At 72.7% G+C, this 22,970-nt stretch carries 20 protein-coding genes; 5 read left to right on the forward strand and 15 right to left on the reverse strand.

Annotation, left to right across the window (positions count from 1 at the left end; translation table 11 throughout):
• Window positions 1-27: 27 nt before the first annotated feature.
• Genes ACFQQI_RS14405 through ACFQQI_RS14415 form a run of 3 tightly spaced genes read right to left on the reverse strand, consistent with a single transcriptional unit; the run spans window position 28 to window position 4,226 of the window.
• Window positions 28-2,079, reverse strand: coding sequence for an MMPL family transporter (locus tag ACFQQI_RS14405; protein WP_378564463.1), 2,052 nt, complete (start codon window positions 2,077-2,079; stop codon window positions 28-30).
• A 30-nt stretch (window positions 2,080-2,109) separates the two neighbouring features.
• Window positions 2,110-3,945, reverse strand: a complete 1,836-nt coding sequence (glmS, locus tag ACFQQI_RS14410) for a glutamine--fructose-6-phosphate transaminase (isomerizing) (protein ID WP_378564466.1) — start codon at window positions 3,943-3,945, stop codon at window positions 2,110-2,112.
• A gap of 14 nt (window positions 3,946-3,959) precedes the next feature.
• Window positions 3,960-4,226 (reverse strand): hypothetical protein, encoded by a 267-nt coding sequence (locus ACFQQI_RS14415; RefSeq protein WP_378564469.1) that lies wholly within the window; start codon window positions 4,224-4,226, stop codon window positions 3,960-3,962.
• 273 nt (window positions 4,227-4,499) lie between these two features.
• On the opposite strand from ACFQQI_RS14415, the gene ACFQQI_RS14420 reads away from it, so the two are divergent.
• Window positions 4,500-4,634: a hypothetical protein gene (locus tag ACFQQI_RS14420; RefSeq protein WP_378564472.1), complete on the forward strand. Its 135-nt coding sequence runs from the start codon at window positions 4,500-4,502 to the stop codon at window positions 4,632-4,634.
• A gap of 159 nt (window positions 4,635-4,793) precedes the next feature.
• The gene (locus ACFQQI_RS14425; RefSeq protein ID WP_378564475.1) at window positions 4,794-5,381 is read left to right on the forward strand and encodes a YceI family protein; all 588 of its coding nucleotides are present in this window, start codon (window positions 4,794-4,796) and stop codon (window positions 5,379-5,381) included.
• Window positions 5,382-5,459: 78 nt separating this feature from the next.
• Here ACFQQI_RS14425 and ACFQQI_RS14430 read toward each other — a convergent pair whose 3' ends face one another.
• Together ACFQQI_RS14430 and ACFQQI_RS14435 are read right to left on the reverse strand one after the other, a co-directional pair.
• A complete protein-coding gene (locus tag ACFQQI_RS14430) occupies window positions 5,460-6,737 on the reverse strand; it encodes a DUF1501 domain-containing protein (RefSeq protein WP_378564478.1) in 1,278 nt (425 codons plus the stop codon).
• Between the two features lie 25 nt (window positions 6,738-6,762).
• Window positions 6,763-8,364 carry a DUF1800 domain-containing protein gene (locus tag ACFQQI_RS14435; protein ID WP_378564481.1) on the reverse strand — a complete coding sequence of 534 codons (1,602 nt, stop codon included), beginning with the start codon at window positions 8,362-8,364 and terminating at the stop codon, window positions 6,763-6,765.
• Window positions 8,365-8,509: 145 nt separating this feature from the next.
• Here ACFQQI_RS14435 and ACFQQI_RS14440 point away from each other — a divergent pair, with 145 nt between their 5' ends.
• The gene (locus ACFQQI_RS14440; protein ID WP_378564484.1) at window positions 8,510-9,415 is read left to right on the forward strand and encodes a GNAT family N-acetyltransferase; all 906 of its coding nucleotides are present in this window, start codon (window positions 8,510-8,512) and stop codon (window positions 9,413-9,415) included.
• Between the two features lie 2 nt (window positions 9,416-9,417).
• Here ACFQQI_RS14440 and ACFQQI_RS14445 read toward each other — a convergent pair whose 3' ends face one another.
• Both ACFQQI_RS14445 and ACFQQI_RS14450 read right to left on the reverse strand, forming a co-directional pair.
• Complete coding sequence (locus tag ACFQQI_RS14445; protein ID WP_378564487.1) at window positions 9,418-10,686, reverse strand: DUF1501 domain-containing protein; 1,269 nt, start codon at window positions 10,684-10,686, stop codon at window positions 9,418-9,420.
• A gap of 29 nt (window positions 10,687-10,715) precedes the next feature.
• Window positions 10,716-12,503, reverse strand: a complete 1,788-nt coding sequence (locus ACFQQI_RS14450; RefSeq protein WP_378564490.1) for a DUF1800 domain-containing protein — start codon at window positions 12,501-12,503, stop codon at window positions 10,716-10,718.
• Window positions 12,504-12,624: 121 nt separating this feature from the next.
• On the opposite strand from ACFQQI_RS14450, the gene ACFQQI_RS14455 reads away from it, so the two are divergent.
• Window positions 12,625-13,602 carry an LLM class flavin-dependent oxidoreductase gene (locus tag ACFQQI_RS14455; RefSeq protein ID WP_378564493.1) on the forward strand — a complete coding sequence of 326 codons (978 nt, stop codon included), beginning with the start codon at window positions 12,625-12,627 and terminating at the stop codon, window positions 13,600-13,602.
• Between the two features lie 106 nt (window positions 13,603-13,708).
• Window positions 13,709-14,566 (forward strand): endonuclease/exonuclease/phosphatase family protein, encoded by an 858-nt coding sequence (locus ACFQQI_RS14460; RefSeq protein ID WP_378564496.1) that lies wholly within the window; start codon window positions 13,709-13,711, stop codon window positions 14,564-14,566.
• Between the two features lie 13 nt (window positions 14,567-14,579).
• On the opposite strand, the gene ACFQQI_RS14465 is transcribed toward ACFQQI_RS14460, so the two are convergent.
• The 8 genes from ACFQQI_RS14465 to ACFQQI_RS14500 form a co-directional block, all read right to left on the reverse strand.
• Entirely contained in the window at window positions 14,580-15,791 is a 1,212-nt protein-coding gene (locus ACFQQI_RS14465) for an acyl-CoA dehydrogenase family protein (protein ID WP_378564499.1), read from the reverse strand.
• A 113-nt stretch (window positions 15,792-15,904) separates the two neighbouring features.
• Entirely contained in the window at window positions 15,905-17,545 is a 1,641-nt protein-coding gene (gene mctP, locus ACFQQI_RS14470; RefSeq protein WP_378564502.1) for a monocarboxylate uptake permease MctP, read from the reverse strand.
• Complete coding sequence (locus tag ACFQQI_RS14475) at window positions 17,542-17,847, reverse strand: DUF3311 domain-containing protein (RefSeq protein WP_378564505.1); 306 nt, start codon at window positions 17,845-17,847, stop codon at window positions 17,542-17,544. Before ACFQQI_RS14475 ends, mctP begins: the two co-directional genes overlap by 4 nt.
• A 135-nt stretch (window positions 17,848-17,982) precedes the next feature.
• The gene (locus ACFQQI_RS14480) at window positions 17,983-18,393 is read right to left on the reverse strand and encodes a DUF1707 domain-containing protein (RefSeq protein ID WP_378564508.1); all 411 of its coding nucleotides are present in this window, start codon (window positions 18,391-18,393) and stop codon (window positions 17,983-17,985) included.
• A complete protein-coding gene (locus ACFQQI_RS14485) occupies window positions 18,390-19,106 on the reverse strand; it encodes a PadR family transcriptional regulator (protein WP_378564511.1) in 717 nt (238 codons plus the stop codon). Before ACFQQI_RS14485 ends, ACFQQI_RS14480 begins: the two co-directional genes overlap by 4 nt.
• 140 nt (window positions 19,107-19,246) lie before the next feature.
• Window positions 19,247-21,160, reverse strand: a complete 1,914-nt coding sequence (locus ACFQQI_RS14490) for a M3 family metallopeptidase (RefSeq protein WP_378564514.1) — start codon at window positions 21,158-21,160, stop codon at window positions 19,247-19,249.
• Entirely contained in the window at window positions 21,157-21,696 is a 540-nt protein-coding gene (locus tag ACFQQI_RS14495; RefSeq protein ID WP_378564517.1) for a hypothetical protein, read from the reverse strand. The genes ACFQQI_RS14490 and ACFQQI_RS14495 overlap by 4 nt, the downstream gene beginning before the upstream one ends.
• A gap of 37 nt (window positions 21,697-21,733) precedes the next feature.
• Window positions 21,734-22,969 carry an RNA polymerase sigma factor gene (locus ACFQQI_RS14500; RefSeq protein WP_378564520.1) on the reverse strand — a complete coding sequence of 412 codons (1,236 nt, stop codon included), beginning with the start codon at window positions 22,967-22,969 and terminating at the stop codon, window positions 21,734-21,736.
• Between the last annotated feature and the right edge of the window lies 1 nt (window position 22,970).

Genomic DNA, 22,970 nt, shown 5'->3' on the forward strand with positions numbered 1-22,970 from the left:
ACTAGACCGTGGCCGACTTCGCCAGACTCAGCTCCGCGGCGCGTCGACGCGCAGCACCCTGGCGAGCGGGCGTGGCAGCGTCCAGTTCGCGTCGCCGAGCACCGCGACGAGCGCCGGGGCGAGCAGCCCGCGGACGACGACGGCGTCGAGCAGGATCCCGAGCGCCAGCGTGGTGGCGAGGATCTTGACCTCGATGGATGGGACCGTCGCCAGCGCGACGAACGAGAGGAAGAGGATCAGCGCCGCGGAGGTGACGAGCCGGCCCGTGTGGGCGATCCCGTCGACGACGGCGGCATCGGTGTCCCCGTGGGCGTCGTACGCCTCGCGCATCCGCGCCAGGATGAACACCTCGTAGTCCATCGAGAGGCCGAAGAGGAACGCGAACGCCGCGACCGGCACCCACGTCGTGATCACGCCCGTCGCGTCCTGGCCGAAGAGCAGCTGCGAGCCGTGCCCGTCCTGCCAGATCAGCACGGTGATGCCGTACGCCGCGGCGATCGACACGACGTTGAGCGCCAGCGCCTTCACCGGCAGCCACAGCGACCGCAGGGCGCGCGCCAGCAGCACGAACGTCAGGACGACCACGGCCAGCAGCACCCAGATCGCGTTGCCGTAGACCGCCTCGACGAAGTCGGCGTCCTCCGCCGGGCTGCCGCCGACCTCGGCGTCGCCGGCGGCGGCGCGGACCCGGTCGAGCGTCGATCGCCCGGCCTCGGAGGACGGGTCGTCGGCGAGGTAGACCTGCACGAGACGGCGGCCGTCGGCCGACCAGGCGTCCGACTCCGGCGCGACCACCGACCGCACTCCGGGTACGTCGCTCAGGGTGGCGGTCAGGTCACCGGCCGCGTCCTCCGGAGCCAGCACCTCGACGGGACGGAGCACCCCGGCAGGTACGCCGTCGGCCACGGCCGTCGTGACGGCGTCGGACGCAGCCGACTCGGACGCCACGCCGGACAGCGACGGGGAGCCGAGCCGGAGGCCGAGCACGGGCAGCGCGAGCGCGACCAGCACGACCGTGGTGGCGACGATCGTGAGCCACCGGTGGGCGACCACCGCGCGGGCGACGCGCTCCCAGAACGCCGAGCGCGCCCGCGCCGGTCGCCGGCGCGGCCACAGCAGTCGTGGTCCCGCGGCGCTCAGCAGCGCCGGCACCAGGGTCAGCGCCGTCGCGACGCTGAAGAGCGGGATCAGCAGCCCACCGAGTCCGATGCTGCGCAGGAACGGCAGCGGAACGAGCACCAGCGCGGCCAGCGACACCGCGACGGTCACGCCGCTGAAGAGGACGCTGCGCCCGGCGGTGCCCATCGCGATGCGCACGGCCTCGCCGTTGGACGCGCCGCTGTCGCGCTCCTCGCGCCATCGGGTGACCACGAGCAGGGAGTAGTCGATCGCGACACCGAGCCCGATCAGCGCGACGAGGTACTGCACGACGAAGACCACGTCGGTGAGGTAGGTGAGGCCGAGCAGGGCCAGGAACGTCCCGAGGATCGACACCGCCGCGACCAGCAGCGGCAGCCCCGCCAACAGCGAGCCGAAGACCAGCGCCAGCACCACCAACGCGCCCAGCCCGCCGAGCACCACCTCGACCAGCACCCCCCGGTCCCCGGACTGTCCGCCCTCGGCGAGCACGCCGAACCCGCTGAGCACCACGTCGTCGGCCTCCGCGACCACCCGCTCGATTCCGGGCTGCGCGGCCGCGTAGGGCTCCGCCCCGGGGGTCACGGGCGGATAGACGACCGCGACCGCGGACCCGCCCGCGGCCAGGGCGGGGTCGTCCGCCGGGGTGACGACGCGGGTGCGGTCCACCTCGCGGACGACCCGGTCCGCCGCCTGCTGGACCCGGTCCGCCGCACCGTCGCCGCGGGCGACCAGCAGCAGCGGGTCGTCGCCGCCACCGCCGCCGTACGTCGACAGGATGCGCTGGTTCGTCTCGTACGCCGGCTGCCCGGGCAGCGCGAACTCGTAGCCGAGCCGGTCGACGGTCGTCGGCGCCGTGGCGGCTCCGGCGACCGCGACGGCCGCCCAGACGAGGGCCACCACCAGCCGGTGCTGGAGCACCCACCTCGTCAGGGTCGACACCCCACCGACCCTACGGACCGGCGGAAGACCTCACTCGACGGTGACCGACTTGGCGAGGTTGCGCGGCTTGTCGATGTCGTGGCCGAGGCGGAGTGCCGCGTGGTACGACAGCAGCTGCAGCGGGACGATGAGCAGGATCGGGTCGAGCTCGCGCTCGTTGCGCGGCACGTCGATCCGGGCCCAGAAGTTCGGGTGGGCGTCGACGCCGCCGAGGTCGACGCCCTCGTGGGTGACCACGACGAGCGGCCCGCGCCGGGCGGCGATCTCGTGCAGCGCGCCGACGTTGCGGTCGGTCAGCTCGTCGTCGGGCACGATCGCGATCGTCGGCACCTCCTCCGAGACCAGCGCGAGCGGGCCGTGCTTGAGCTCGGAGGTCTGGTAGGCCTCGGCGTGCCGGTAGGAGATCTCCTTGAACTTCTGCGCGCCCTCGCGGGCCACCGGGTAGCCACGCACGCGGCCGATGAAGAAGAGGCTCTCGGCCGACGCCACCCGCTCCGCGACCCGGGCGATCTCCTCCTCGCGGTCGAGCACCTCCTGGATCTGCGCCGGCAGCCGCTCGAGGCCGGCGATCAGCCGCTTGCCGTCGGCGATCGAGAGGTCCCGCACGCGGCCGAGCTGGAGCGCGAGCAGCGCGAAGCCGAGGAACATGTTGGTGAGCGCCTTCGTCGACGCGACCGCGACCTCCGGCCCGGCGTGCAGGTAGATCCCGCCGTCGCACTCGCGGGCGATCGCGCTGCCGACGACGTTGACCAGCCCGATCACCCGGCCGCCCTTCCGCCGGATCTCCTGCACGGCGAGCAGCGTGTCGATCGTCTCGCCGGACTGGCTGACCGCGACGTACAGGGTGTCCGGCTCGATCACCGGGTCGCGGTAGCGGAACTCGCTCGCGGCCTCGGCGTCCGCGGGGATGCGGGCGAGCTCCTCGACGAGCGAGGCGCCCATCTGGCCGACGTAGTACGCCGAGCCGCACCCCAGGATCTTGACCCGCCGGATCGCGCGGGTCTCGCGGGCGTCCATGTTGAGGCCGCCGAGGTGGGCGGTCCCGAACCGGTCGTCCAGGCGCCCGCGCAGCACCCGCTCGGCCGCGGCCGGCTGCTCGACCATCTCCTTGTGCATGAAGGAGTCGTGCTCGCCGGCGTCGTACGACGCCGGGTCGATGTCGACGGTCTCGGCGATCCGGCTGACCGGGCGCAGGTCTCCGCCGTACGTCGTGAAGCCGCTCGCCGTCACGGTCGCGATCTCGCCGTCGTCGAGGTGGGCGATGGTCGTCGTGTGCCGGACGATCGCGGCGAGGTCGGACGCGACGTACATCTCGCGCTCGCCGACCCCGATCAGCAGCGGGCTGCCGTTGCGGGCCACGACCAGCCGGTCGGAGAAGTCGGCGTGCATGACCGCGAGGCCGTAGGTGCCCTCGACGAGGGCCAGCGCCTCGCCGACCTTGCCCTCGAGCGTGTCCGCCTCGGACCGGGCGACCAGGTGCGCGAGCACCTCGGTGTCGGTGTCGCTGACGAGGTCGACGCCCTCGTCCGTCAGCCGCTGCCGCAGAGCGGCGGCGTTGTCGATGATGCCGTTGTGGACGACCGCGACCAGGCCCTTGGCGTCGGTGTGCGGGTGGGCGTTGACGTCGTTGGCGGGCCCGTGGGTCGCCCAGCGGGTGTGCCCGATGCCGACCTTGCCGGCGAAGCGCTTCGGCAGCCCGTCGGCCAGGCCGCGCACCCGCCCGGCCCGCTTGGCGACCTTGATGCCCGTGCCGCCGAGCAGCGCGAGCCCGGCCGAGTCGTAGCCGCGGTGCTCCAGTCGCGTGAGCCCCTCGAGGAGCAGCGGCGCTGCCTGCTGGGCACCGACGTACCCGACGATTCCGCACATGGTCCGACTTCCCTCTATCCGTAGATGATCCGGCGGAGCTGCCGCTCGGAGAGCGGCGGTGCGGCGACCACGCGGTCGGCCAGCTCCTCGGCGATCCGGGCGAAGATCTCCGGGTTCTTCGCGCCGTAGGTCTTCAGCTGGGTGTGCCGGCGCCGGACGTAGTCCTCCACCGACTCGGCGTGGAACGCCACGACGTCCGCCACCACCCGCTCCGCCTCAGCGGGCGAGAGGCCCGTGCTGGTCGCGATGCGGGTGACCAGGGCGGGATCGGGCGTCGACACCCGTCGATCGTGCGGTTCGGGCGGCCGAGTCGCAAGTTGTTGCCCGTATTCGGGCAGGAATCTGCCCAATGTTGGGCAGACCTGCCCGGATCCCCGACCGGCGGGTCACCGGACAGAGATCGAACGGTCCCGCGTGAGTGGAGCGATGGACCCGTGCCCGCTCCGGGCGCGACCCGCCCAGGTGGAGCAGAACCACGCGATTTTGCCGAAATGCACGGGTTCGGGTGGGGATCGGGTAGCCTTGGTGAACAGAAGGTGAACGAAAGGTATCCCATGAGCGACAACAGCATGGCCAACGGCCTCGTGCAGACCTGGGTGCCGGTGATCGACTCCGACGGCCGGACCCACCTCGAGGCGCGCTGGATCGACAGCACGTCGACCCCGACGCACGTCTCGCACGCCGCCTGACCCGAGCTCGACAGACCGAGTCCAGCGCGGACCCGCCCCTGCTCGGGGCGGGTCCGATGCATGTCCGGGAAGATCCCGGATACCCGAGGGAATGAATCGGACCGCGGTCCGGTTCATGTGGTCAAAGGTTCAACAAACCCCCCTCGACCAGGAGACAGCATGTCGTTCTTCAACCGTAAGTCCGCCGAGCAGTTCGACGCCCCCACCGCGGCCGTCGAGGACATCTCCGGCGACTACGCCATCGACGCCGCTCACAGCCGGATCGGCTTCAGCGCGCGCCACGCGATGGTCACCACCGTCCGCGGCCACTTCACCGACTTCGCCGGCACCGCGCACGTCGACACCGCGAACCCCGGCAACTCGAAGGTCCAGCTGGCCATCCAGACCGCCAGCATCGACACCGGTGTCGCCGACCGCGACGGCCACCTCCGCTCGGCCGACTTCTTCGACGCCGACAACAACAAGGAGATCACCTTCTCCTCCACCAAGGTCGAGCGCGACGGCGACGACTGGGTCATCACCGGCGACCTCTCGATCAAGGGCGTCACCAACTCGGTGACGGTCACGTTCGAGCCGACCGGCTCTGCGCGCGACCCGTTCGGCAACCTGCGGATCGGCTTCGAGGGTGGCACCGCCATCAACCGCAAGGACTGGGGCCTGACCTGGAACGCCGCGCTCGAGACCGGCGGCGTCCTCGTCTCCGAGAAGATCAAGCTCGAGTTCGACATCTCGGCCATCCAGGCCTGAGGCGCCTGAGCACCGACGTACGACACACGACGGCCCGTCCCCGGCAGGGGGCGGGCCGTCGTCGTACGTCGCAGACGCCTACTGGCCGAGCATGAAGCCGACGCGCTGGCGCTGGAACCCCGGGAAGACCGCGGCCGTCGAGGCGGTCGTGCGCGCGGCGACGATCTCCGCGAGCACGCTCCGGTAGTCCGTGGTGACCCGGAGGTCGGCGTCGAGGGAGTTCTCGAGGCCGGGCCAGGTGCCGTGGTAGCCACCCCGGACGCCGCCGCCGACGGCCAGCATGACGTTGCCCCAGCCGTGGTCGAGGCCGCCGTTGGCGTTCTCCTGGACCCGTCGGCCGAACTCGCTGACCGTCACGAGCGTGACCCGCTCGGCCACGGGGCCGAGGTCGGTGAAGAAGGCCGCGATCGAGCCCGCGAGGCTGGCGGCGTTCTCCGCCATCCAGCCGGTGCCGTCGCGCCCGAGCCCGACGTGCATGTCCCAGTCGCCGCTGTCGACGGTGACCGCGGTCACGCCGACGTTCGCGCGCAGCGTGCGGGCCACCGACGACAGCGCGTCGCCGAGGTCGCCGTCCGGGTAGGTGCCGCGGCGCGCCTTCTCCGCCCGCGCCGGCGCGAGGTCGACGACCGCGTCCAGGGCTTCGCGGAACCCGGATCCGAGCGCGGTGCGGGAGTCGTCCCACTGCGTGTGCAGCGCCTTGAGGCGGCTGCCGTGGGGGTCGCTGCGCCGGTCGCCGCCGGCGACCCGAGCGCTCTCGAGCGACCCGAACGCCATCACCGGGGCGGGGCCGACCAGCGACGTCGGGATGGAGGGCCCGACGGCGAGCGCGGGCAGCGACGACCCGGCCGCGGCGCGGGTGCCGGCGAGGCGGTTCAGCCAGCCGACCCGCTCGGTCGAGCCCGGGTCGGCGTCCTCGAGCTCCTCCATCGCGGCGAAGTGCGAGCGGTTCGGCGCCGGTAGGCCGGTGGCGTGGACCGCCGCGACCTTGCCGGCCGTCCACAGCGGCAGCAGCGGCGCCATCGCGGGGTGCAGGCCGAAGAACCCGTCGGCGGCGAGCAGCGACGCCTGGGGGACCGCGATGCTGCGCCGGGCGGCGTAGTACGCCGGGTCGCCGTGCGGGACCACCAGCGACAGGCCGTCGGCGGCGCCGCGCAGCGAGAGCACGACGACGGCGTTCGACGGCGTACGCCGTGGCGCTGCGGCAGCGGCGGGTCCGACGGTCACGGCGGCGGTGCCGAACATGGTCGTCGCACCCACCAGGGCGGCACTGCGCAGCAGCGCGCGCCGGCTGGTGCCGGGGCAGTCGCAGTCGGGCTCTCCCCCGGTGTGGGGGTGCTCGAGGGGCAGGGCGCTCATGGGGTCCTCCGTGGGGTCGGACATCTCAGTGCTGGAAGAAGGAGGGGCTGTCGAGGACGGTCGCAACCACCCGCGGCCACGCGCCCTCGAAGACCGGGGAGCCGCGGCCGACCCGGGTGTCCGGGTCGACCTCGGCCGCCTCGCAGCAGGCCTGCAGCAGCCCCGAGGTGGAGGGGCGGTGCAGCAGCCGCCGCGACAGGTGGTCGACGAGGTCGCGGAACGTCATCGGCCGGGTCCGCGGCATCCACGAGCGCGGCCGCGGGAACTTCACGGCGGTCCCCGGCCACCAGCCGTTGACCATGTCCCAGTGGAAGGTCATCGACGACAGCGCCCGGGTCGGCGACGACCACGACCCGTTGTCGACCGGCTGGCCGTCGGGACGCGGCCACGTGAAGGGCGCCAGGCCGAGCATCGCGACCTGCCAGTAGAGCTGGTTGGCGGCCGAGGCGCCGTCCTTGGGCGGGCTGACCTCGACGCCGAGCACGCGGTAGGTGGCCACGACGTCCTCGTCGGCGTCGCGGACCTTGCGGCCGGTCGCGGACCTGAACTCCGGCGAGCGCACCAGCGCCCGGAGCACGGGCGCGATCGCCGTGCCGTTGGCCAGGTAGACCTCCGCGAGTCGGTCGACGAGGCTCGCGGGCGCGGCGTCGCTGACGAAGGCCCGCACCAGCTTGGTCGCGATCCGGCGGGCGGTCGCCGGGTGGTGCGCGAGGTAGGAGAGGTAGGCGTCCGTGACGGCGTGGCCGTCCGCCGCGGCGTTCGGGTGGGAGAAGCCCAGCACCTGCACCGGGCCGGTCCAGTGGTCCTTCGGCGAGTAGTACGGCTGCCAGGTCTTGTAGAGGTCGGCGCGGTGCCCGGTCAGGATCCGAGCCGAGCTCTTCACGTCGTCCTCGGTGTGGTTCCCGACTCCGACGGTGTGCAGCTCGAGCAGCTCGCGACCCTGGTTCTCGTTGGGGTGCCCCTTGGTGGAGCCGGCGTTGCCGAGGTACATCAGCATCGCGGGGTGGGTGGTCGTCGCCTTGAGCAGGTCCTCGAACCGGCCGAGCGCGTGCTGGCGGACCACGTCGCCGTACGAGATGCGGTAGACGTAGATGTTGTCGGCGTTGGTGGGCACGTGGAGGTGGTTCTCCCAGAACTCCGTCATCACCTCGAGCACCTGGCGCGGCGAGACCATCCGCCGCATCAGCGTCCGGTTGCCGTAGTCCCACATGACCTCCCAGCCGCCACGCGCGCCGGAGGTGGTGCGGTTCCAGAGGTCGACGCTGTCGCGGTGCAGGTCGGGCCACCAGTCGCAGAGGTTGTCGGCGGTGCCGTCGTACGCCGTCTCCAGCTGCCGGTCGAACCACGCCAGGTGGCCGCCGGCGGCCGTGACCTCGTCCGCCAGCTCCGGGGTGATGCCGTAGCTGAAGCGGTTCACGAGGTGCCGGGCCGGAGGCCGCAGCACGGTGGTGCGCGCGTAGCGGCCGGGGCGGTAGAACCGCTTGCGCTTCCGCTTCTGCTTCCGCTCGCCGGCCTCAGCCGGCGCGGCGCCGACGGTCGCGGCGAGGGCGCCCGCGGCGGCCGTGCCTCCGGCGAGCCGGAGGGCCTGGCGGCGCGAGGGCGCTTCAGGGGTCGTGTCAACAGTCATGGCGGACGTCCGTGTCCTCGAGGTGATCGATATCCGTGTCGAACACCCCCCTGATCGGCGGTGCCGACCCGTGCCTGAGGCGCAGATCGGCGAACCTCGGCAAAATCCACGGCGTGGGAGGCGGTCATCGGCGACACTTGCGCCCATGTCCGAGCTGCTCGACCTGCCCACCGGCCTCACGGCGCGGCCGCTGGCGATGTCCGACTCCCGCGCGGTGTTCGAGGTGATGGCGGCCCAGGAGCTGCACGACACCGGCGAGGTCGCCATCGAGGAGGCCGACATCGTGGGCGACTGGCAGCGCCCGTCGTACGACGTCAGCGCCGGCACCATGGGCGTCTTCGAGGGCGACCGGCTGGTCGCGTACGCCGAGTACATGGGTTCCGACCGCGGAGACGCAGCCGTGCACCCCGAGCACCGCGGCCGTGGCCTCGGCACGATGCTCGCGGGCTGGATGCAGCAGCGCGCCCGCGCGGCCGGCGCGTCCGTCGTCGGGATGCCGGTGCCCCTGGACTCCGCCGGCGACCGGCTGCTCGAGGCCCTCGGCTACCGGGTGCGCTGGAACAGCTGGGTGCTCCAGCTGCCCGAGGGCGCGACGGTGCCGCACCGCGACCTCCCCGACGGCTACACCCTCCGCGAGGCGACCCCCGACGACCACGAGGCCTGCTGGACCGTGCTCGAGGACGCCTTCCTCGAGTGGTCGGAGCGCGACCGCGAGCCCTTCGAGGACTTCGTCGCCCGCACGATCAAGCGGCCCGGCTTCGAGTCCTGGAACCTGCGCCTGGTCGCCGACCCGTCCGGCGCGGTGGTCGGCGTGACGCTGGTCTACCCGTTCGGCACCGAGGGGTACGTCGACCGGCTGGCCACCCGCAGGGACCAGCGCGGCCAGGGCATCGCCCAAGCGATGCTGGTCGACGCGTTCACCGCGGCCCGGGACCACGGCGCCCTGACGTCGGGTCTCAGCACCGACTCGCGCACGGGCGCGCTCGGGCTCTACGAGAAGGTCGGCATGCGGGTGACCCAGAACTGGGTCAACCGCGGCATCGACCTGTAGGCCTACAGGCTGGTCATGAAGCCCAGCGTCTCGGGGGCGAAGCCCGGGAACACCGAGGCGACGCTGGCCGACGTCCGGGTCCGCACGACCTCCGCGAGCACGCTGCGGAAGTCGGTCGTCACCTGGAGGTCGGCGTCCGCGGAGTTCTGCAGGCCCGGCCACTCGCCGTAGTAGCGGCCGCCCTTGACGCCCGCGCCGGCGACGAACATGACGTTGCCCCAGCCGTGGTCGAGGCCGCCGTTGCCGTTCTCAGCGACGCGGCGCCCGAACTCGCTCAGCGTCACGAGCGTGACCCGGTCGGCGACGGTGCCGAGGTCCGCGAAGAAGGCCGCGATCCCGCCGGCGAGGTCGGCCGCGTTGCGCTGCAGCCAGCCGGAGGTCGGCTTGCCCAGGCCGACGTGCATGTCCCAGTTGCCGCTGTCGACGGTCACCGCGGAGACGCCGAGGTCGGCGCGCAGCGTGCGCGCCACCGCCGAGAGCGCCCGGCCGAGGTCGCTGTTCGGGTACGTCGCGACGTTGTTCGCCTGCGCCTTGGCCGGCTCCAGGCTGACCACGGCGTCCAGCGCCGTACGCGCTGCGCCGGCGAGCGGCGAGGTCGACGACCGCCACAGGGTCGCGAGCGACCGCATCCGGGTGCGGTCCGGGTCCCACTGGTCGTCACCGGCGACGGTCGCGGTCTCCAGCGAGCGGAAGGACATCGCCGGCTCCGGGCCGAGCAACGACGCCGGCAGCCCGTTGCCGACGGCCAGCGCCTCGAGCGCCGAGTCGGATGTCGCGGCACCGACCAGCCGGTTCAGCCAGCCCACTCGGGCCGCGGACCCGGGATCGGCGTCCTCGATCTCCTCCATCGCGGAGAAGTGGGAGCGGTTCGCGACCGGGAGGCCGGTGGCGTGGACCGCCGCCAGCCTGCCCGCGTCCCACAGCGGCAGCAGCGGCGCGAGCGCCGGGTGCAGGCCGAACCACGCGTCGGCCCGGAGTAGGGAGGCGGTCGGGACCTGGATCCCCGGGCGCGCGGCGGAGTAGGCCGGGTCGTGGTGCGGCACGACGAGCGACAGCCCGTCGGCGGCGCCGCGCAGCGACAGCAGCACGATCACCGACCGGGCCGGGGTCGCCCCCGCGGCGGGGTCGTGCCGCGCGTCGAGGGTGACCACGGTCGACCCGAACGCCATGGTCGCGCCCGCGAGGGCGGCGCCGCGCAGCACGCCGCGACGGGACGCGGAGACGGGCGCCGTGCCGGTGTCGGGGCAACCGCAGGCGGCAGGGTTCGTCATGGGGATGGACTCCCGGCGGTCGGAGGTGGTCATTTCGCGTAGAACTCCGGGCAGTCGAGGATCGCCCCGAGCAGGCGCGGCCCGCGCCAGCCGTAGATGTCGCTGGCGGCGGAGATCAGCGCGGTCGGCGCCTTGTCGGTCGCCTCGCAGCACGCCTGGAGCAGCGTGGCCGTCGACGGGCGGTGCAGGATCATCCGCGACAGGTGGTCGACCAGGTCGCGGAAGGCGACCGGCTCGGCCTGCGGGCGCCAGGCGGCAGCGGTGCGGTAGGTCGCGTCCTTCTTCGGCCACCAGCCGCCGGCCATGTTCCAGTGCAGGGACATCGAGGCGATCACCCGGGTCGGGGACGACCACGCGGCGTTGTCGACCGGCTGCCCGTCGGGGCGCGGCCAGTTGAACGGCGCGAGGCCCAGGTTGCCCACCTGCCAGTAGATCTGGTTGGCGGCGGAGTCGCTCGCCGTGGGCGGCGCGAGCGTGACGCCGAGCAGGCGGTACGTCGCCGCGACGTCCTCGTCGGCGTCGCGCAGCTTCGCGTCGACGGACGCGGCGAACTCCGGCGAGCGCACCAGCGCCTGGAGCACCGGCGCGATCGCGGTGTCGTGGTCGAGGTAGACCTGCGCGAGCCGGTCGACCAGCGACCCCGGCGGGGTGTCGCTGACGAACGTGCGCGCCAGCTTGGTCGCGATCCGCCGGGCGGTGGCCGGGTGGCGGGCGAGGTAGTCGAGGTAGCGCGCGGTGACGGCCGCGCCGGCGGGGCTCGCGTTGGGGTCCGAGAAGCCCATCACCCGCACCGGGCCGACGTAGTGCCACGTCTGCTGGTAGCTCACCGCCCAGGTGTTGTAGGCGTCGACGCGGTGGCCGGTGAGGATCAGGGCGGAGTTCTTGACGTCGGCCTCGGTGTAGTTGCCGATGCCGACCGTATGCAGCTCGAGCAGCTCGCGGCCGAGGTTCTCGTTGGGCTTCGTCTTCGTCGAGGCGTGCGCGCCGAGGTAGAAGAGCATCGCCGGGTGCAGGACGGCGGTCGGGAGCAGGTCCGCGAAGCGCCCGAGGGCGCCCGCCCGGATCTTCTCGCCGTACTCCGCGCGGAAGACGAAGTTGTTGTCGGCCGCGCCCGGCACGTGGAAGTGGTTCTCCCAGAACTCCGTCATCACCTCGAGGACCTGGCGGGGCGAGGTGATCCGCCGCGCCATCGCGCGGCGGCCGTAGTCGTAGCCGACCTCCCAGCCGCCGCGGATGCCGTCACGGCTGCGCTGGTAGACGTCGACCGGGGTCCGGTGCAGGTCGGGCCACCAGTCGTCGAGGTTGTCCGCGCTGCCGTCGTACGCCGTGGCGAGCTGCCCGTCGAACCACGCGAGGTGTCCGCCGGCCGCGCGCACCTCGCTCGCGAGCGCGGGCGTGAGGCCGTAGCTGAACCGGTTGACCAGGTGCCGGGCCTCGGGCTCGAGCACCGCCGTGGCCGGGTAGCTGCCCGGCGTGTAGACCGTGGGCTGCGTCGGCGCGGGGGGCTTGGGCGTCGGCTTGGGGGTGGGCTTGGGCGTGGGCTTCGACGCCGGCGGCGGGGTGGGCTGCGCCGGCGGCCTCGGCGTCGGCTTCTTCGGCCGCTTCGGCTTCCGGGGCTTCCCGGGCTTCTTGGCCTTCTGCTGCTTCGGCTTGTGCTTCCGCGGCCCGTGCCCGGCCTCGGGCTTGCGCTTGCCCTTCTTCGGGCCGTGGTCGGCCTCGGCGGGCGCGGCGAGGGAACCGCCCAGCACCGCCGTGGCGAGACCCGCGATCCGCAGGGCCAGTCGACGGGTGGGCAGCGCGCGGTCGGTGGTGGTCATCCGGGTTCCCGAGGTGAGAGGCGTGGGCGTCCGTGCGCTCGAACACACGCCACATCGGCGAATGCGGCCGCACCCTGAGGAAACTGGAACGCGTTCCACTCGTTCTGGGAGGCTGGGCGCCATGCCGCGCACCCAGTTCGCCACCCGCTACGACTTCCGGGCGCCCGGCGTCGACGCCGCCACCCGGCAGGAGATCTTCGCCCGCGCCGTCGAGCAGGCGGCGTACGTCGACCGCCACGGCATGGACGCGCTCATGGTGTCCGAGCACCACGCTGCCGACGACGGCTACCTCCCGAGCCCGCTGGTGGTGGCGTCGGCGTTCGCGGCGGTGACCAGCCGGGTGCCGATCACGGTCTCGGCACTGCTGGTCAACCTCTACGAGCCGGTGCGGCTCGCCGAGGACATCGCGGTGCTCGACCACCTCAGCAAGGGACGGGTCGCCTACACGTTCGGGCTCGGCTACCGGCCGGAGGAGTACGCCCTCTACGACCGGCCCTGGACCACCCGCGGCGCCGAGATCGAGGAGCGCATCGCCGCCGTGCTCGACGCCTGGGCCTCGGGCACGACCACGCCCACGCCGTACTCCGAGCCGCACCCCTTCCTCTTCTACGGCGGCGGCTCGCCGGCGGCCGCGCGCCGGGCGGCGCGGCTCGGGCTGAACTTCCAGCCCCAGCACGGCGACACCGCGCTCAAGGAGATCTACGACGCGACCTGCCGCGAGGCGGGTCGCGAGCCGGGCTTCGTGCTGCGCGCACCGGAGGGCGGACCGGCCAACGTCTTCTGCGCCGCGGACCCCGACGAGTTCTGGGAGCGCTACGGCCACCACCTGCTCGCCGACGCCGTCGCCTACCAGCAGTGGCACGGCGAGGCCGGGTCGTACGTCGTCGACCGCTCCCGGACCGTCGAGGAGATGCGTGCGGCCGGGGTGTACGTCGTCCTGACGGCCGAGGACCTGGTCGACCGGTGCCGCTCCGGGGAGATCCGACTGGTGACGAGCCACCCCGCGTGCGGCGGCCTGCCCGCCGAGCCGTCGTGGGAGAGCCTGCGGCTGGTCTGCGAGACCGTGCTGCCGGCCGTGCGTGACATACGACACGAGTGAGCTCCAGGGTCGTGGGTAGCCTCCCCGAAGCTCCGCACGGGGGAGGAGCCGTCCCTGACCCCTCCGCTCCGGCCCCGGTCGCCGGCGCCCAGCCCGGAAAGCTCGCGTGCCCCTTCCTCGTCTTGCCCGTCCTCTGCTCACCATCCTCGTCACGGTCGCCGTCGCCGGCGGCCTGCTGGCCGCCCCGACCGCCGCGGTGACCGAACCCGCGGCGCAGCGCTCCGACAGGACCCACTTCCGCATCGCGTCGTTCAACGTGCTCGCGGGCGTCCACACCGACGGCCCCAGCGCGCGCAGGGGCTTCGACCGGTCCGGCGTCCGCATCCACCGCGTCGTCAAGATCCTGAACCGCTCCAGCATCGACGTGGTCGGCTTCCAGGAGCTGAACAAGCGCCAGCTGCGGCCGTTCCGGAAGAGCACCGACCGGTGGCGCGTCTTCACCGGCAAGCGCGGCGTGTCCGAGAACTCGATCGCCTGGCGCCGGGACCAGTTCGAGTTCGTCAAGGGCTGGACGGTGCCCGTGCCGTACTTCCACGGCCGGCGGCAGCCGATGCCGGTGGTCAAGCTGCGGTCGAAGCAGGCCCACCGCGCGATCTACGTGATGAACACCCACCACCCGGCCGACACCCGTGGCAGCGCCCGGCACTGGCGCGCCGAGGCCACGCGGATCGAGCAGCGCGTCACCACCCGGCTCTCCCGGCGCCACCACGCGCCGGTGTTCCTCACCGGCGACATGAACGACCGCGAGGCGTTCCTCTGCCCGTTCACCCGCAACGGCGTCATGCACTCGACCTACGGCAGGTCCCACCGGGACGGGCGCTGCGGGGTCCCCAACCGCGCCCCGGTCGACTGGATCCTCGGCAACCGCCAGGTGCGGTTCAGCCACGCGCGCGTCGACCGCTCGCCGCTCGTCAACCGCACCACCGACCACCCGGTCGTCAGCGCACGGGTCCGCCTGCGCTGAGTAGTGGTTGCAGCTAGCGGATCGGCGCCCCCGAGATCGACCGCGCGATCACGAGCCGCTGGATCTCGGAGGTGCCCTCGAAGATCGTGTAGATCCTGGCGTCGCGGGCCATCCGCTCGACGGGGTACTCGCGGGTGAAGCCGTTGCCGCCCAGGATCTGCATGGCCTGACCGGTCACTCTCACCGCGGTCTCGCCGGCGAACAGCTTGGACATCGAGCCCTCGGCGTTCTCGAACGTCTTGCCCTGCCGGGCCATCCACGCCGCGCGCCACACCAGCAGGCGGGACGCCTCGATGGAGGTCGCCATGTCGGCGAGGGCGAAGGCGATCGCCTGGTTCTCGATGATCGGCTTGCCGAACTGCTCCCGGGTCCCCGCGTAGTCGAGCGCCACCTCGTACGCCGCGCGCGCGATGCCGATCGCCTGCGCGCCGACCGCGGGGCGGGTGCGCTCGAAGGTCGCCATGCTGGCATTGCCACGGGCGCCACTTCCCTCGCGAGCGCGGGCGAGGCGGGCGTCGAGCTTGTCCTTGCCGCCGAGCAGGCACCGGCCGGGCACGCGCACGTTGTCGAGCACCACCTCGGCGGTGTGCGAGGCGCGGATGCCGTGCTTCTGGAACTTCTGGCCCTGGCTGAGGCCCTTGGTGCCCGGCGGCACCACGAAGCTGGCCTGGCCGCGGGTGCGCAGCTCCGGGTCGACCACCGCGGTCACGACGTGCACGTCGGCAATGCCGCCGTTGGTGGCCCAGGTCTTGGTGCCGTTGATGACCCACTCGTCGGCGGCCTCGTCGTACGTCGCGCGGGTGCGCATCGCCCCGACGTCGGAGCCGGCGTCGGGCTCGGAGGAGCAGAACGCGCCGAGCCTCAGGTCGCCCGGGGTGCCGTACATCGCCGGCACCCACTCCGCCACCTGCTCGTCGGTGCCGTTGGCGCGGACGCCGGCCGCGGCGAGCGACGTGCCGACGATCGACAGGCCGATGCCGGCGTCGCCCCAGAAGAGCTCCTCCATCGTGATCGGGAAGCCGAGCCCGGTCTCGTCGAGGGCCTGGGCGACGAGGAAGTCGACCGAGTAGAGCCCCGCCTTGGCCGCCTCCTCGACGACCGGCCAGGGGAACTCCTCCCGCTCGTCCCACTCGGCGGCCGCCGGGCGGACGACGTCCGCGGCGAACTGGTGGACCCAGTCACGGAGATCGAGCTGGTCCTGGTCGAGGTCGAAGGAGGGAGTCACACCTCGACCTTACTGACAAGTATTCGATAGCGGGAGAGGTGTCCCGCCCGGGGGACGGGTCGTGTGCCTGAGCACGCGGCAGGGCGCGGCGTCAGGCACACGACCCGGTCCACCTAGGGCCGGACCGGCTCCAGCGGCTCGAGCTCGTCCTCGACCCCCGGGTCGCCGGCGTCGGCGTGGTAGTCCTGCGCCCGGGTCTGGTCGACGCCCTCGGCGACGTTCATCGCCCGGAACACGACGGTCAGCACGATCGCGGCCAGCAGGTTGGCGAGGAACGCGACCAGCGCGATGTAGACCTTGGTCTCGGTGCCGGGGAAGTTGACCAGCGGACCGCCGAAGTGGTCCTGCACGGGCGACTCCACGCCGTACGCCAGCCAGGTGCCCCAGGCCATGCCGACCGCCCAGCCCGCGAACAGCGCCCAGCGGTGCATCCACCGCGTGTAGAGCCCGATCACGATCGCCGGGAGCGTCTGCAGGATCCAGACGCCGCCGAGCAGCTGGAGGTTGATCGCGAAGTCCTTCGACAGCGCGAGCACGAACACCAGCGCGCCGAACTTCACCACCAGCGAGACCACCTTGCTCTGGGTCGCCTCCTGCGCGTGGGTCGCCTGCCGGTTGATGAACGCCTTGTAGATGTTGCGCGTCCACAGGTTCGCGGCGGCGATCGACATGATCGCGGCCGGCACCAGCGCGCCGATCACGATCGCCGCGAACGCGACCCCGGCGAACCACGGGCTGAACTGCTCCTCGAAGAGCTGCGGCACCGACTGCTGCGGGTTCTCGACCTTCACCCCCGCCGCGATCGCGACGAAGCCGAGCAGCGCGAGCAGCCCGAGCAGGAACGAGTACGCCGGCAGCAGCGCCGCGTTGCGGCGGATCACCGAGCGGCTGCGCGTGGAGAGCACGCCGGTCACCGAGTGGGGGTACATGAACAGCGCGAGCGCCGATCCGAGCGCGAGGCTGCCGTAGGCCCAGTGCAGGAGCTCGGGCGGCATCGTCGCCTTCGGCGCCGCGTCGCCGGCGGCGATGGCGTCGGCGTTGTCGGCGTTGAAGGTGGCGAACGAGTCGCCGACCGTCGAGAAGATGTGGTCCCACCCGCCGACCTGCGACGGGATGTAGAGCACCGCCACGATGATCACGACGTAGATCAGGGTGTCCTTCACGAACGCGATCAGCGCCGGCGCGCGCAGCCCGCTGGAGTAGGTGTACGCCGCCAGCACGACGAACGCGATGAAGAGCGGCAGGTGGTTGACGAACCAGCTGCTGTCGGTGGACCCGATGCCCATCACCTGCAGCACGACCTCCATGCCGACCAGCTGCAGCGCGATGTAGGGCATCGTCGCGAGGATGCCGGTGAGCGCGACGACCAGCGCGAGCGCGCGGCTGTCGTAGCGGCCCTGCACGAAGTCGGCCGGCGTCACGTAGCCGTGCCGGTGGCTCACCGACCACAGCCGCGGGAGGAAGAGGAAGATCAGCGGGTAGACCACGATCGTGTACGGCACGGCGAAGAAGCCGACCGCGGATCCGGCGTACAGCGTCGCCGGGACGGCGATGAAGGTGTAAGCCGTGTAGATGTCGCCGCCGATGAGGAACCAGGCGATGAAGGTGCCGAAGCCGCGCCCGCCGAGGCCCCACTCGTCGAGGCTGTCGAGGTCGGCGCGGCGCCACCGGGCGGCGGCGAAGCCGAGCACGGTGACGAGCAGGAACAGGAAGATGAAGACGCCGAAGACGACGCCGTTGACGTCGTTCATCATCGGCCGTCCTCCCCGCTGCCGCGGCCCGGCTCGTGGACGGGCGGCTCAGGAGCCAGGCCGTGGCGCACCCGATCGGCGCGGTCGGCGCGCTTGGCCAGGAAGTACGCGGGGACGGTCAGGCCGACGGCGATCAGGATCAGCGCGAACTGGAACCAGAAGAAGAACGGGAACCCGAGGAACGACGGGTCCTCCCGGTCGTACAGCGAGACCCAGAGCGGCAGCACGACCGCGGGTGCGAGCAGGACGTAGATGAGAGGCCAGCGGCTCTGCGAGGACGGGCCTGGATCCGGCACGTCGGACATGGACACCTCCGAGATGGGTGAGCGGAGTGACGGCGGTCACCTCCACATCAGCCCCTACCCACTCGGGCGCGGGTACGAACTCCCTCGGACGTGGCTCGAGCCCGCCCCGGTGACCGGGACGGGCTCGAGGGTGGACTACCGGACCGGTCTGGCCCAGCGACCCACGCCGCGGTGCTTCAGCATCACGAAGAGCACCACGAGCGCACCCAGCAGCACGAACGGCACGTGGGTCACGATCGTCAGCACCACGAGGGCCGCGAGCACCAGGAAGAGCGGCGGCGGACCACCGTGGCAGGCGGTGCCACGGGACCAGTACGCCGGCGGGCGGCTGTGCTGGTCCCGCGGCGTGCGCCGCTCGGTGCGCGCCGGGTCGGGCAGGTCGCCGAAGACGGCGCCGAGCTCGGCGCGGGTGCGGGCGGCCCAGATCCGGTCCAGCCGCTCCGCGTGCTCGTCGGTGGTGATGCGGCCCTGGGCGTAGTGCTCGCCCAGGACCCCCGCCGCCTGCTCACGCTCGGCGTCGCTGATGCGCAGGTGCCCCTCGGTCATGACTGATCGCCCTCCTCGGCGTCGGCGTCGTCACCGTCGGCGAGCAGGCCGTAGAGCCGGCGCCGGGTGTCGGCGAGGATCTCCGCGGCGGCCCGCCGCTGCGCGTCGCTGCCGGTAGTGACGACCTGCCAGACGGCGCCCATGACCTGGCCGATCTCGGGGCGGAGGTCGGCGAACGCGTCGCCCTCGCCGCCCTCGCCGTCGTCGCCGCTCTCGAACGGGGCCCACACGGCGGCGAGCTCGTCGGCGTGCTCGGCGACGTACGTCTCACCCTCGGCGGTCAGCCGGAGGCTGCGCCGCGAGCGGGAGTCGTCGGTCTCGACGAGGCCCTCGTCCTCGAGCTGCTGGATGGTCGGGTAGACCGAGCCGGGGCTCGGCCGCCACCCGCCGTTGCTGCGCTCGGCGATCTGCTGGATCACCTGGTAGCCGTTGACGGTCTCGTCGGTCTGCTGTGCGGTGCGCACCACGTCGAGGATCGCCGATCGCACGTCGCCGCGGCGGACCCGCGGCCCGCGCTGGCGGTCGCCCTGCGCGAGGCCGAAGAGGCCGGCCACCCACGGCGGCGGTCCCGGGTTGCCCGGCCGGCCGAAGCCGCCGGGGCCGAAGCCGCCCCAGGCTCCCGGGCCGCCCCAGCCGCCACGGCGTCCGCCGTGCTGGCGGCACTCGGCCTCGGCGTACTGCGCCCACTGTCGATTGAATCCCTTGTGTCCCATGTCAGGACTCCTTGTCTTGTGTCTGTGTTGTCTGTGGCTATCGCGGGGCGACAGCTCGGTGAACTGTCGTCAACCTGTCGCGATATATCGTGAGCGTACGCCGATAGTGGTGGCGACACAAGAGTCGACCGCAGGCCGCCCTACCGCGCCAGCCAGGCGGCGTACGCGTCGAAGGTGTACGGCCGGCCGAGGAAGTCGGCGACCAGGTCGGCGGCGTCCTTCGCGCCGCCCGGGGCGAGCACGCGGTCGCGGTAGCGGGAGGCGACGTCGGCGTCGAACATGTCGTCGGGGTCGAAGGCCGAGAACAGGTCCTTCGCGATGACCAGCGACCACATGTAGGTGTAGTACGCCGAGGAGTAGCCGCCGAGGTGGCCGAAGCTCGCGAACATGTGGGTGCCCTCGATGTACGGGAACGGCGAGTAGCGCGCCTGCAGGTCACGCATCGCGGCGGTGAGGTCCTCCGGTCGCGAGGTGTGGAACCAGTAGGACATCGCGGCGTAGAACATCTGCGTCCGCGCCTGGTAGCCCTTGCCGAAGTCGTCGGCGGCGCGCATCCGCGCGACCAGGTCGGCGGGGATCGGCTCGCCGGAGGCCGAGACCGCGAAGGTCTGCAGCACGTCGGCGTCCCAGGCCCACTCCTCGAGCATCTGGCTGGGCGCCTCGACGAAGTCCCACTCGGTGGCGACGCCGGCGAACCGCGTCCACTCCCCCGCGCCGGCGAGCACGTGGTGGAGCAGGTGCCCGAACTCGTGGAAGAGCGTGACCACGTGGTCGTGCTCCATCAGCCCGCGGCTGAAGTTGCAGACCAGCACGCCCTCGGGCAGCTGCCGTCCGAGCAGGCCGTCGACGAGCGTGAACTGGGCGGCGTGCTTGTACTTGCCCTCCCGCGGGTGCAGGTCGAGGTGGATCCGCCCGATCCGCGTCCCGTCGCGCAGGACGTCGTACGTCGCGACCTCCTCGTGCCAGGCGACCGCGTCGGCGACCGGTTCGTAGGTGAGCCCGAACAGCCGGCCGGTGACGTCGAGGAGTCCCTGCCGGACGCGGCCGAAGTCGAAGTAGGTGCGCACCTGCTGGGCGTCGACGTCGTGCCGCTCCTGGCGCACCAGCTCCTCGTAGTAGAGCGAGTCGGCGGTGTCGATCGCGGTCGCGCCCGGCACGTCGCGGCGGTAGCGCTCCAGCAGCAGCTCGAGGTCGCGCCGCATCGGCTTCTCGGCCGCCTCGGCGATCCGGTCGATGAACTCCGGGACCGCCGGGCCCCGCCCGATCATCTTCACGTCGGCGTCGTACGACGCCCAGTCGGCGTACCCGACCAGGGTGGCGAGCTCCTCGCGCAGCGCGAACATCTCGCGCAGCAGCGGCTCGTTCGCCGGCCAGCCCCGCTCGAGGAAGGCGACGGTCAGGTCGCGGCGGACGTCGGGGTCGTGGGCGAACATCCGCACCGGGACGGAGTCGGGGTAGTCGGTCGTCACCGTGACGAGCCCGTCGTCGTCCGCCGGGTGGGCGTCCAGCCAGTCCTGGGGCATCCCGGCGAGCCCGTCGGGGGTCACCCGGACCGTGCGGACGTCGTCGCGGATGGTGCGGCCGAACTCCTGGCCCACCTCGGTGAGCCGCTCGTTGATCTCGGCCAGCCTGCCGCGGGTCGCGTCGTCGAGGTCGACGCCCGCGCGCCGGAAGTCGTCGAGCGTCTTCGTCAGCAGGCGCGCGGCGACCGGGTCCAGGCCCTCCGGCGAGGCGCCGGCGAACACGTCGTACAGCGCGCGGTCCTGGCGCAGCTCGGTGACGTAGCGGTCGACCTCGACCTCGGCCTGCTCGCAGGTCGTGCGCACCTCCTCGACCGGGTGCACGTTGGCGAGCAGCGACGCCATCGCCGCGACGTTGCTCAGGTGGCGCGACGCCTCGTCCCACTCGCGGAGCAGGTCGATCGCAGCGGCCGGCGGCTGGCTGCGGAGCCGGTCGACGACCTCGCGCGCCGCGGCCAGGCCGTCCCGGGAGCGGGCGGAGACCCAGTCCTGTGCGTCGTCGATCGAGGGGAGTGCGAGGGGCGCAGCCGTCATGTGGTCAGCGTGCCACGCCGGCGCAGCACACCGGAGGCGTAGCACGCATAGCCCGCGGCGAGCAGCAGCACGAGCAGCACGCCGACCCGCGGCACGAACGTCGCCGCGGCCGGGTCTAGCGCGGCGTAGACGGCGAGGTCGGCGCCGACGTACCAGGCGAGGTACGCCGCCGGCGCGGCCAGCCAGGTGAGCGGGTGCCACCAGCGCACCCGGTGCTGGTTGTCGCCCCGGTAGAGGAAGTCGGCGACGACCAGAGCGGGCGTGATCACGTGCTCGAGGATCGACCAGGGCTGGGTCAGGTTGCCGTTGGCCATCGGCAGGTAGGCGACCGCGACGAGGAGCATCACGCTGGTCAGCGCGCCGCGCAGCCACGGGGAGCGCGGCTCGCGGACCGCCATCACGAGGAAGCCGACCGCCACCGCCAGGTTCGCCAGCTGGCTCAGCGCGGTCCACCAGACGTCGTACCGCTGCGCGGCGAGCACGACGCCCGCCGCGGCGGTGACGGCGACGAGGAGGCGCCACGCACGATCGGTCATCGAGCCATTGTGCGGTCACCGCACGTTCACCGTCAGTTCATCCCACCAGATTCCCCCGCCTGCGGGTGAGGTAGGCCACCTCGGCCGGGTTGTCGGTGACTGCGATCGCGGCGTCGTACGCAGCGCGCGCCTCCGCGCTCCGGCCGAGCCGGCGGAGCAGGTCGGCGCGGGTCGCGTGCCACGCGTGGTACGTCGCGAGGTCGAGTCGGTCCACCTCCGCGAGCGCCACCGCCGGGCCGTCGAGCTCGGCGACGGCCACGGCCCGGTTGAGGGCCACGATCGGGTTCGGCGTCACGGCGTACAGCTGGTCGTAGAGCGTCGCGATCTGGGACCAGTCCGTCGCGGAGGCATCGGGCGCGTCGGTGTGGACGGCGTTGATCGCGGCGAGCAGCTGGTACTGCCCGGGGCGCGGCCCGCCCGCCAGGCGCCGCGCGAGGCACTCGCGGACCAGGTCGTGACCCTCGGCGACGAGCGCGCGGTCCCACCCGCCACGGTCCTGGTCGCGCAGCGGCACCAGCTCGCCGTCCGCCACCCGCGCCGGCCGACGGGCCTCGGTGAGCAGCATCAGCGCGAGCAGTCCGGCGACCTCGGGCTCGTCGGGCAGCAGCGAGCGCAGGATGCGCCCGAGCCGGATCGCCTCGCCGGTGAGGTCCTCACGCAGCGAGTGCTCGCCCGAGCTCGCGAGGTAGCCCTCGTTGAAGACCAGGTAGACCACGGCCAGCACCGCGCCGAGCCGGGAGGTCAGGTCCGCCGGCTCCGGGACCCGGTAGGGGATGTGGGCGTCCTTGATCTTCTTCTTGGCGCGGGTGATCCGCTGCGCCATCGTCGTCTCGGGCACGAGGAACGCCTGCGCGATCTCGGGGACGGTGAGTCCGCCGAGCAGCCGCAGGGTGAGCGCCACCCGCGCCTCCGGAGCGAGCGCCGGGTGGCAGCAGGTGAAGATCAGCCGCAGCCGGTCGTCCTCGACCACGCCGGTCGGCTCGTGGGGTGTGTCGTCGTGGATCATCACTGCCGCCTGGTGCTTGGCGTCCCGGTGCGACTCGCGGCGGATCCGGTCGATGGCACGGTTGCCCGCGGTCGTCGTCAGCCAGCCGCCCGGGTTGGGCGGCACGCCGTCGACGGGCCACCGCTCGAGGGCGGTGAGCAGTGCCTCCCCGGCGGCCTCCTCGGCGATGTCGATGTCGCCGAAGCGGCGTACCAGCGAGGCGACGACCCGGCCGTACTCCTCGCGGTAGATCCGCTCGATCGCCTCGTGGGCGTCGCGGTCGCTCAAG

The sequence above is a fragment of the Nocardioides sp. GCM10030259 genome, from assembly GCF_042666375.1.
Lineage (GTDB): Bacteria > Actinomycetota > Actinomycetes > Propionibacteriales > Nocardioidaceae > Nocardioides.

What these genes read in the sequence shown, in the direction of transcription:
- ACFQQI_RS14430 (WP_378564478.1), bottom strand. Translation starts at nt 6,737, where the DNA reads ATGAGCGCCCTGCCCCTCGAGCACCCCCACACCGGGGGAGAGCCCGAC.
- ACFQQI_RS14440 (WP_378564484.1), top strand. Translation starts at nt 8,510, where the DNA reads ATGTCCGAGCTGCTCGACCTGCCCACCGGCCTCACGGCGCGGCCGCTG.
- ACFQQI_RS14450 (WP_378564490.1), bottom strand. Translation starts at nt 12,503, where the DNA reads ATGACCACCACCGACCGCGCGCTGCCCACCCGTCGACTGGCCCTGCGG.
- ACFQQI_RS14445 (WP_378564487.1), bottom strand. Translation starts at nt 10,686, where the DNA reads ATGACGAACCCTGCCGCCTGCGGTTGCCCCGACACCGGCACGGCGCCC.
- ACFQQI_RS14425 (WP_378564475.1), top strand. Translation starts at nt 4,794, where the DNA reads ATGTCGTTCTTCAACCGTAAGTCCGCCGAGCAGTTCGACGCCCCCACC.
- ACFQQI_RS14490 (WP_378564514.1), bottom strand. Translation starts at nt 21,160, where the DNA reads ATGACGGCTGCGCCCCTCGCACTCCCCTCGATCGACGACGCACAGGAC.
- ACFQQI_RS14480 (WP_378564508.1), bottom strand. Translation starts at nt 18,393, where the DNA reads ATGACCGAGGGGCACCTGCGCATCAGCGACGCCGAGCGTGAGCAGGCG.
- ACFQQI_RS14420 (WP_378564472.1), top strand. Translation starts at nt 4,500, where the DNA reads ATGAGCGACAACAGCATGGCCAACGGCCTCGTGCAGACCTGGGTGCCG.
- ACFQQI_RS14435 (WP_378564481.1), bottom strand. Translation starts at nt 8,364, where the DNA reads ATGACTGTTGACACGACCCCTGAAGCGCCCTCGCGCCGCCAGGCCCTC.
- ACFQQI_RS14455 (WP_378564493.1), top strand. Translation starts at nt 12,625, where the DNA reads ATGCCGCGCACCCAGTTCGCCACCCGCTACGACTTCCGGGCGCCCGGC.
- glmS (WP_378564466.1), bottom strand. Translation starts at nt 3,945, where the DNA reads ATGTGCGGAATCGTCGGGTACGTCGGTGCCCAGCAGGCAGCGCCGCTG.
- ACFQQI_RS14495 (WP_378564517.1), bottom strand. Translation starts at nt 21,696, where the DNA reads ATGACCGATCGTGCGTGGCGCCTCCTCGTCGCCGTCACCGCCGCGGCG.
- ACFQQI_RS14485 (WP_378564511.1), bottom strand. Translation starts at nt 19,106, where the DNA reads ATGGGACACAAGGGATTCAATCGACAGTGGGCGCAGTACGCCGAGGCC.
- ACFQQI_RS14475 (WP_378564505.1), bottom strand. Translation starts at nt 17,847, where the DNA reads ATGTCCGACGTGCCGGATCCAGGCCCGTCCTCGCAGAGCCGCTGGCCT.
- mctP (WP_378564502.1), bottom strand. Translation starts at nt 17,545, where the DNA reads ATGATGAACGACGTCAACGGCGTCGTCTTCGGCGTCTTCATCTTCCTG.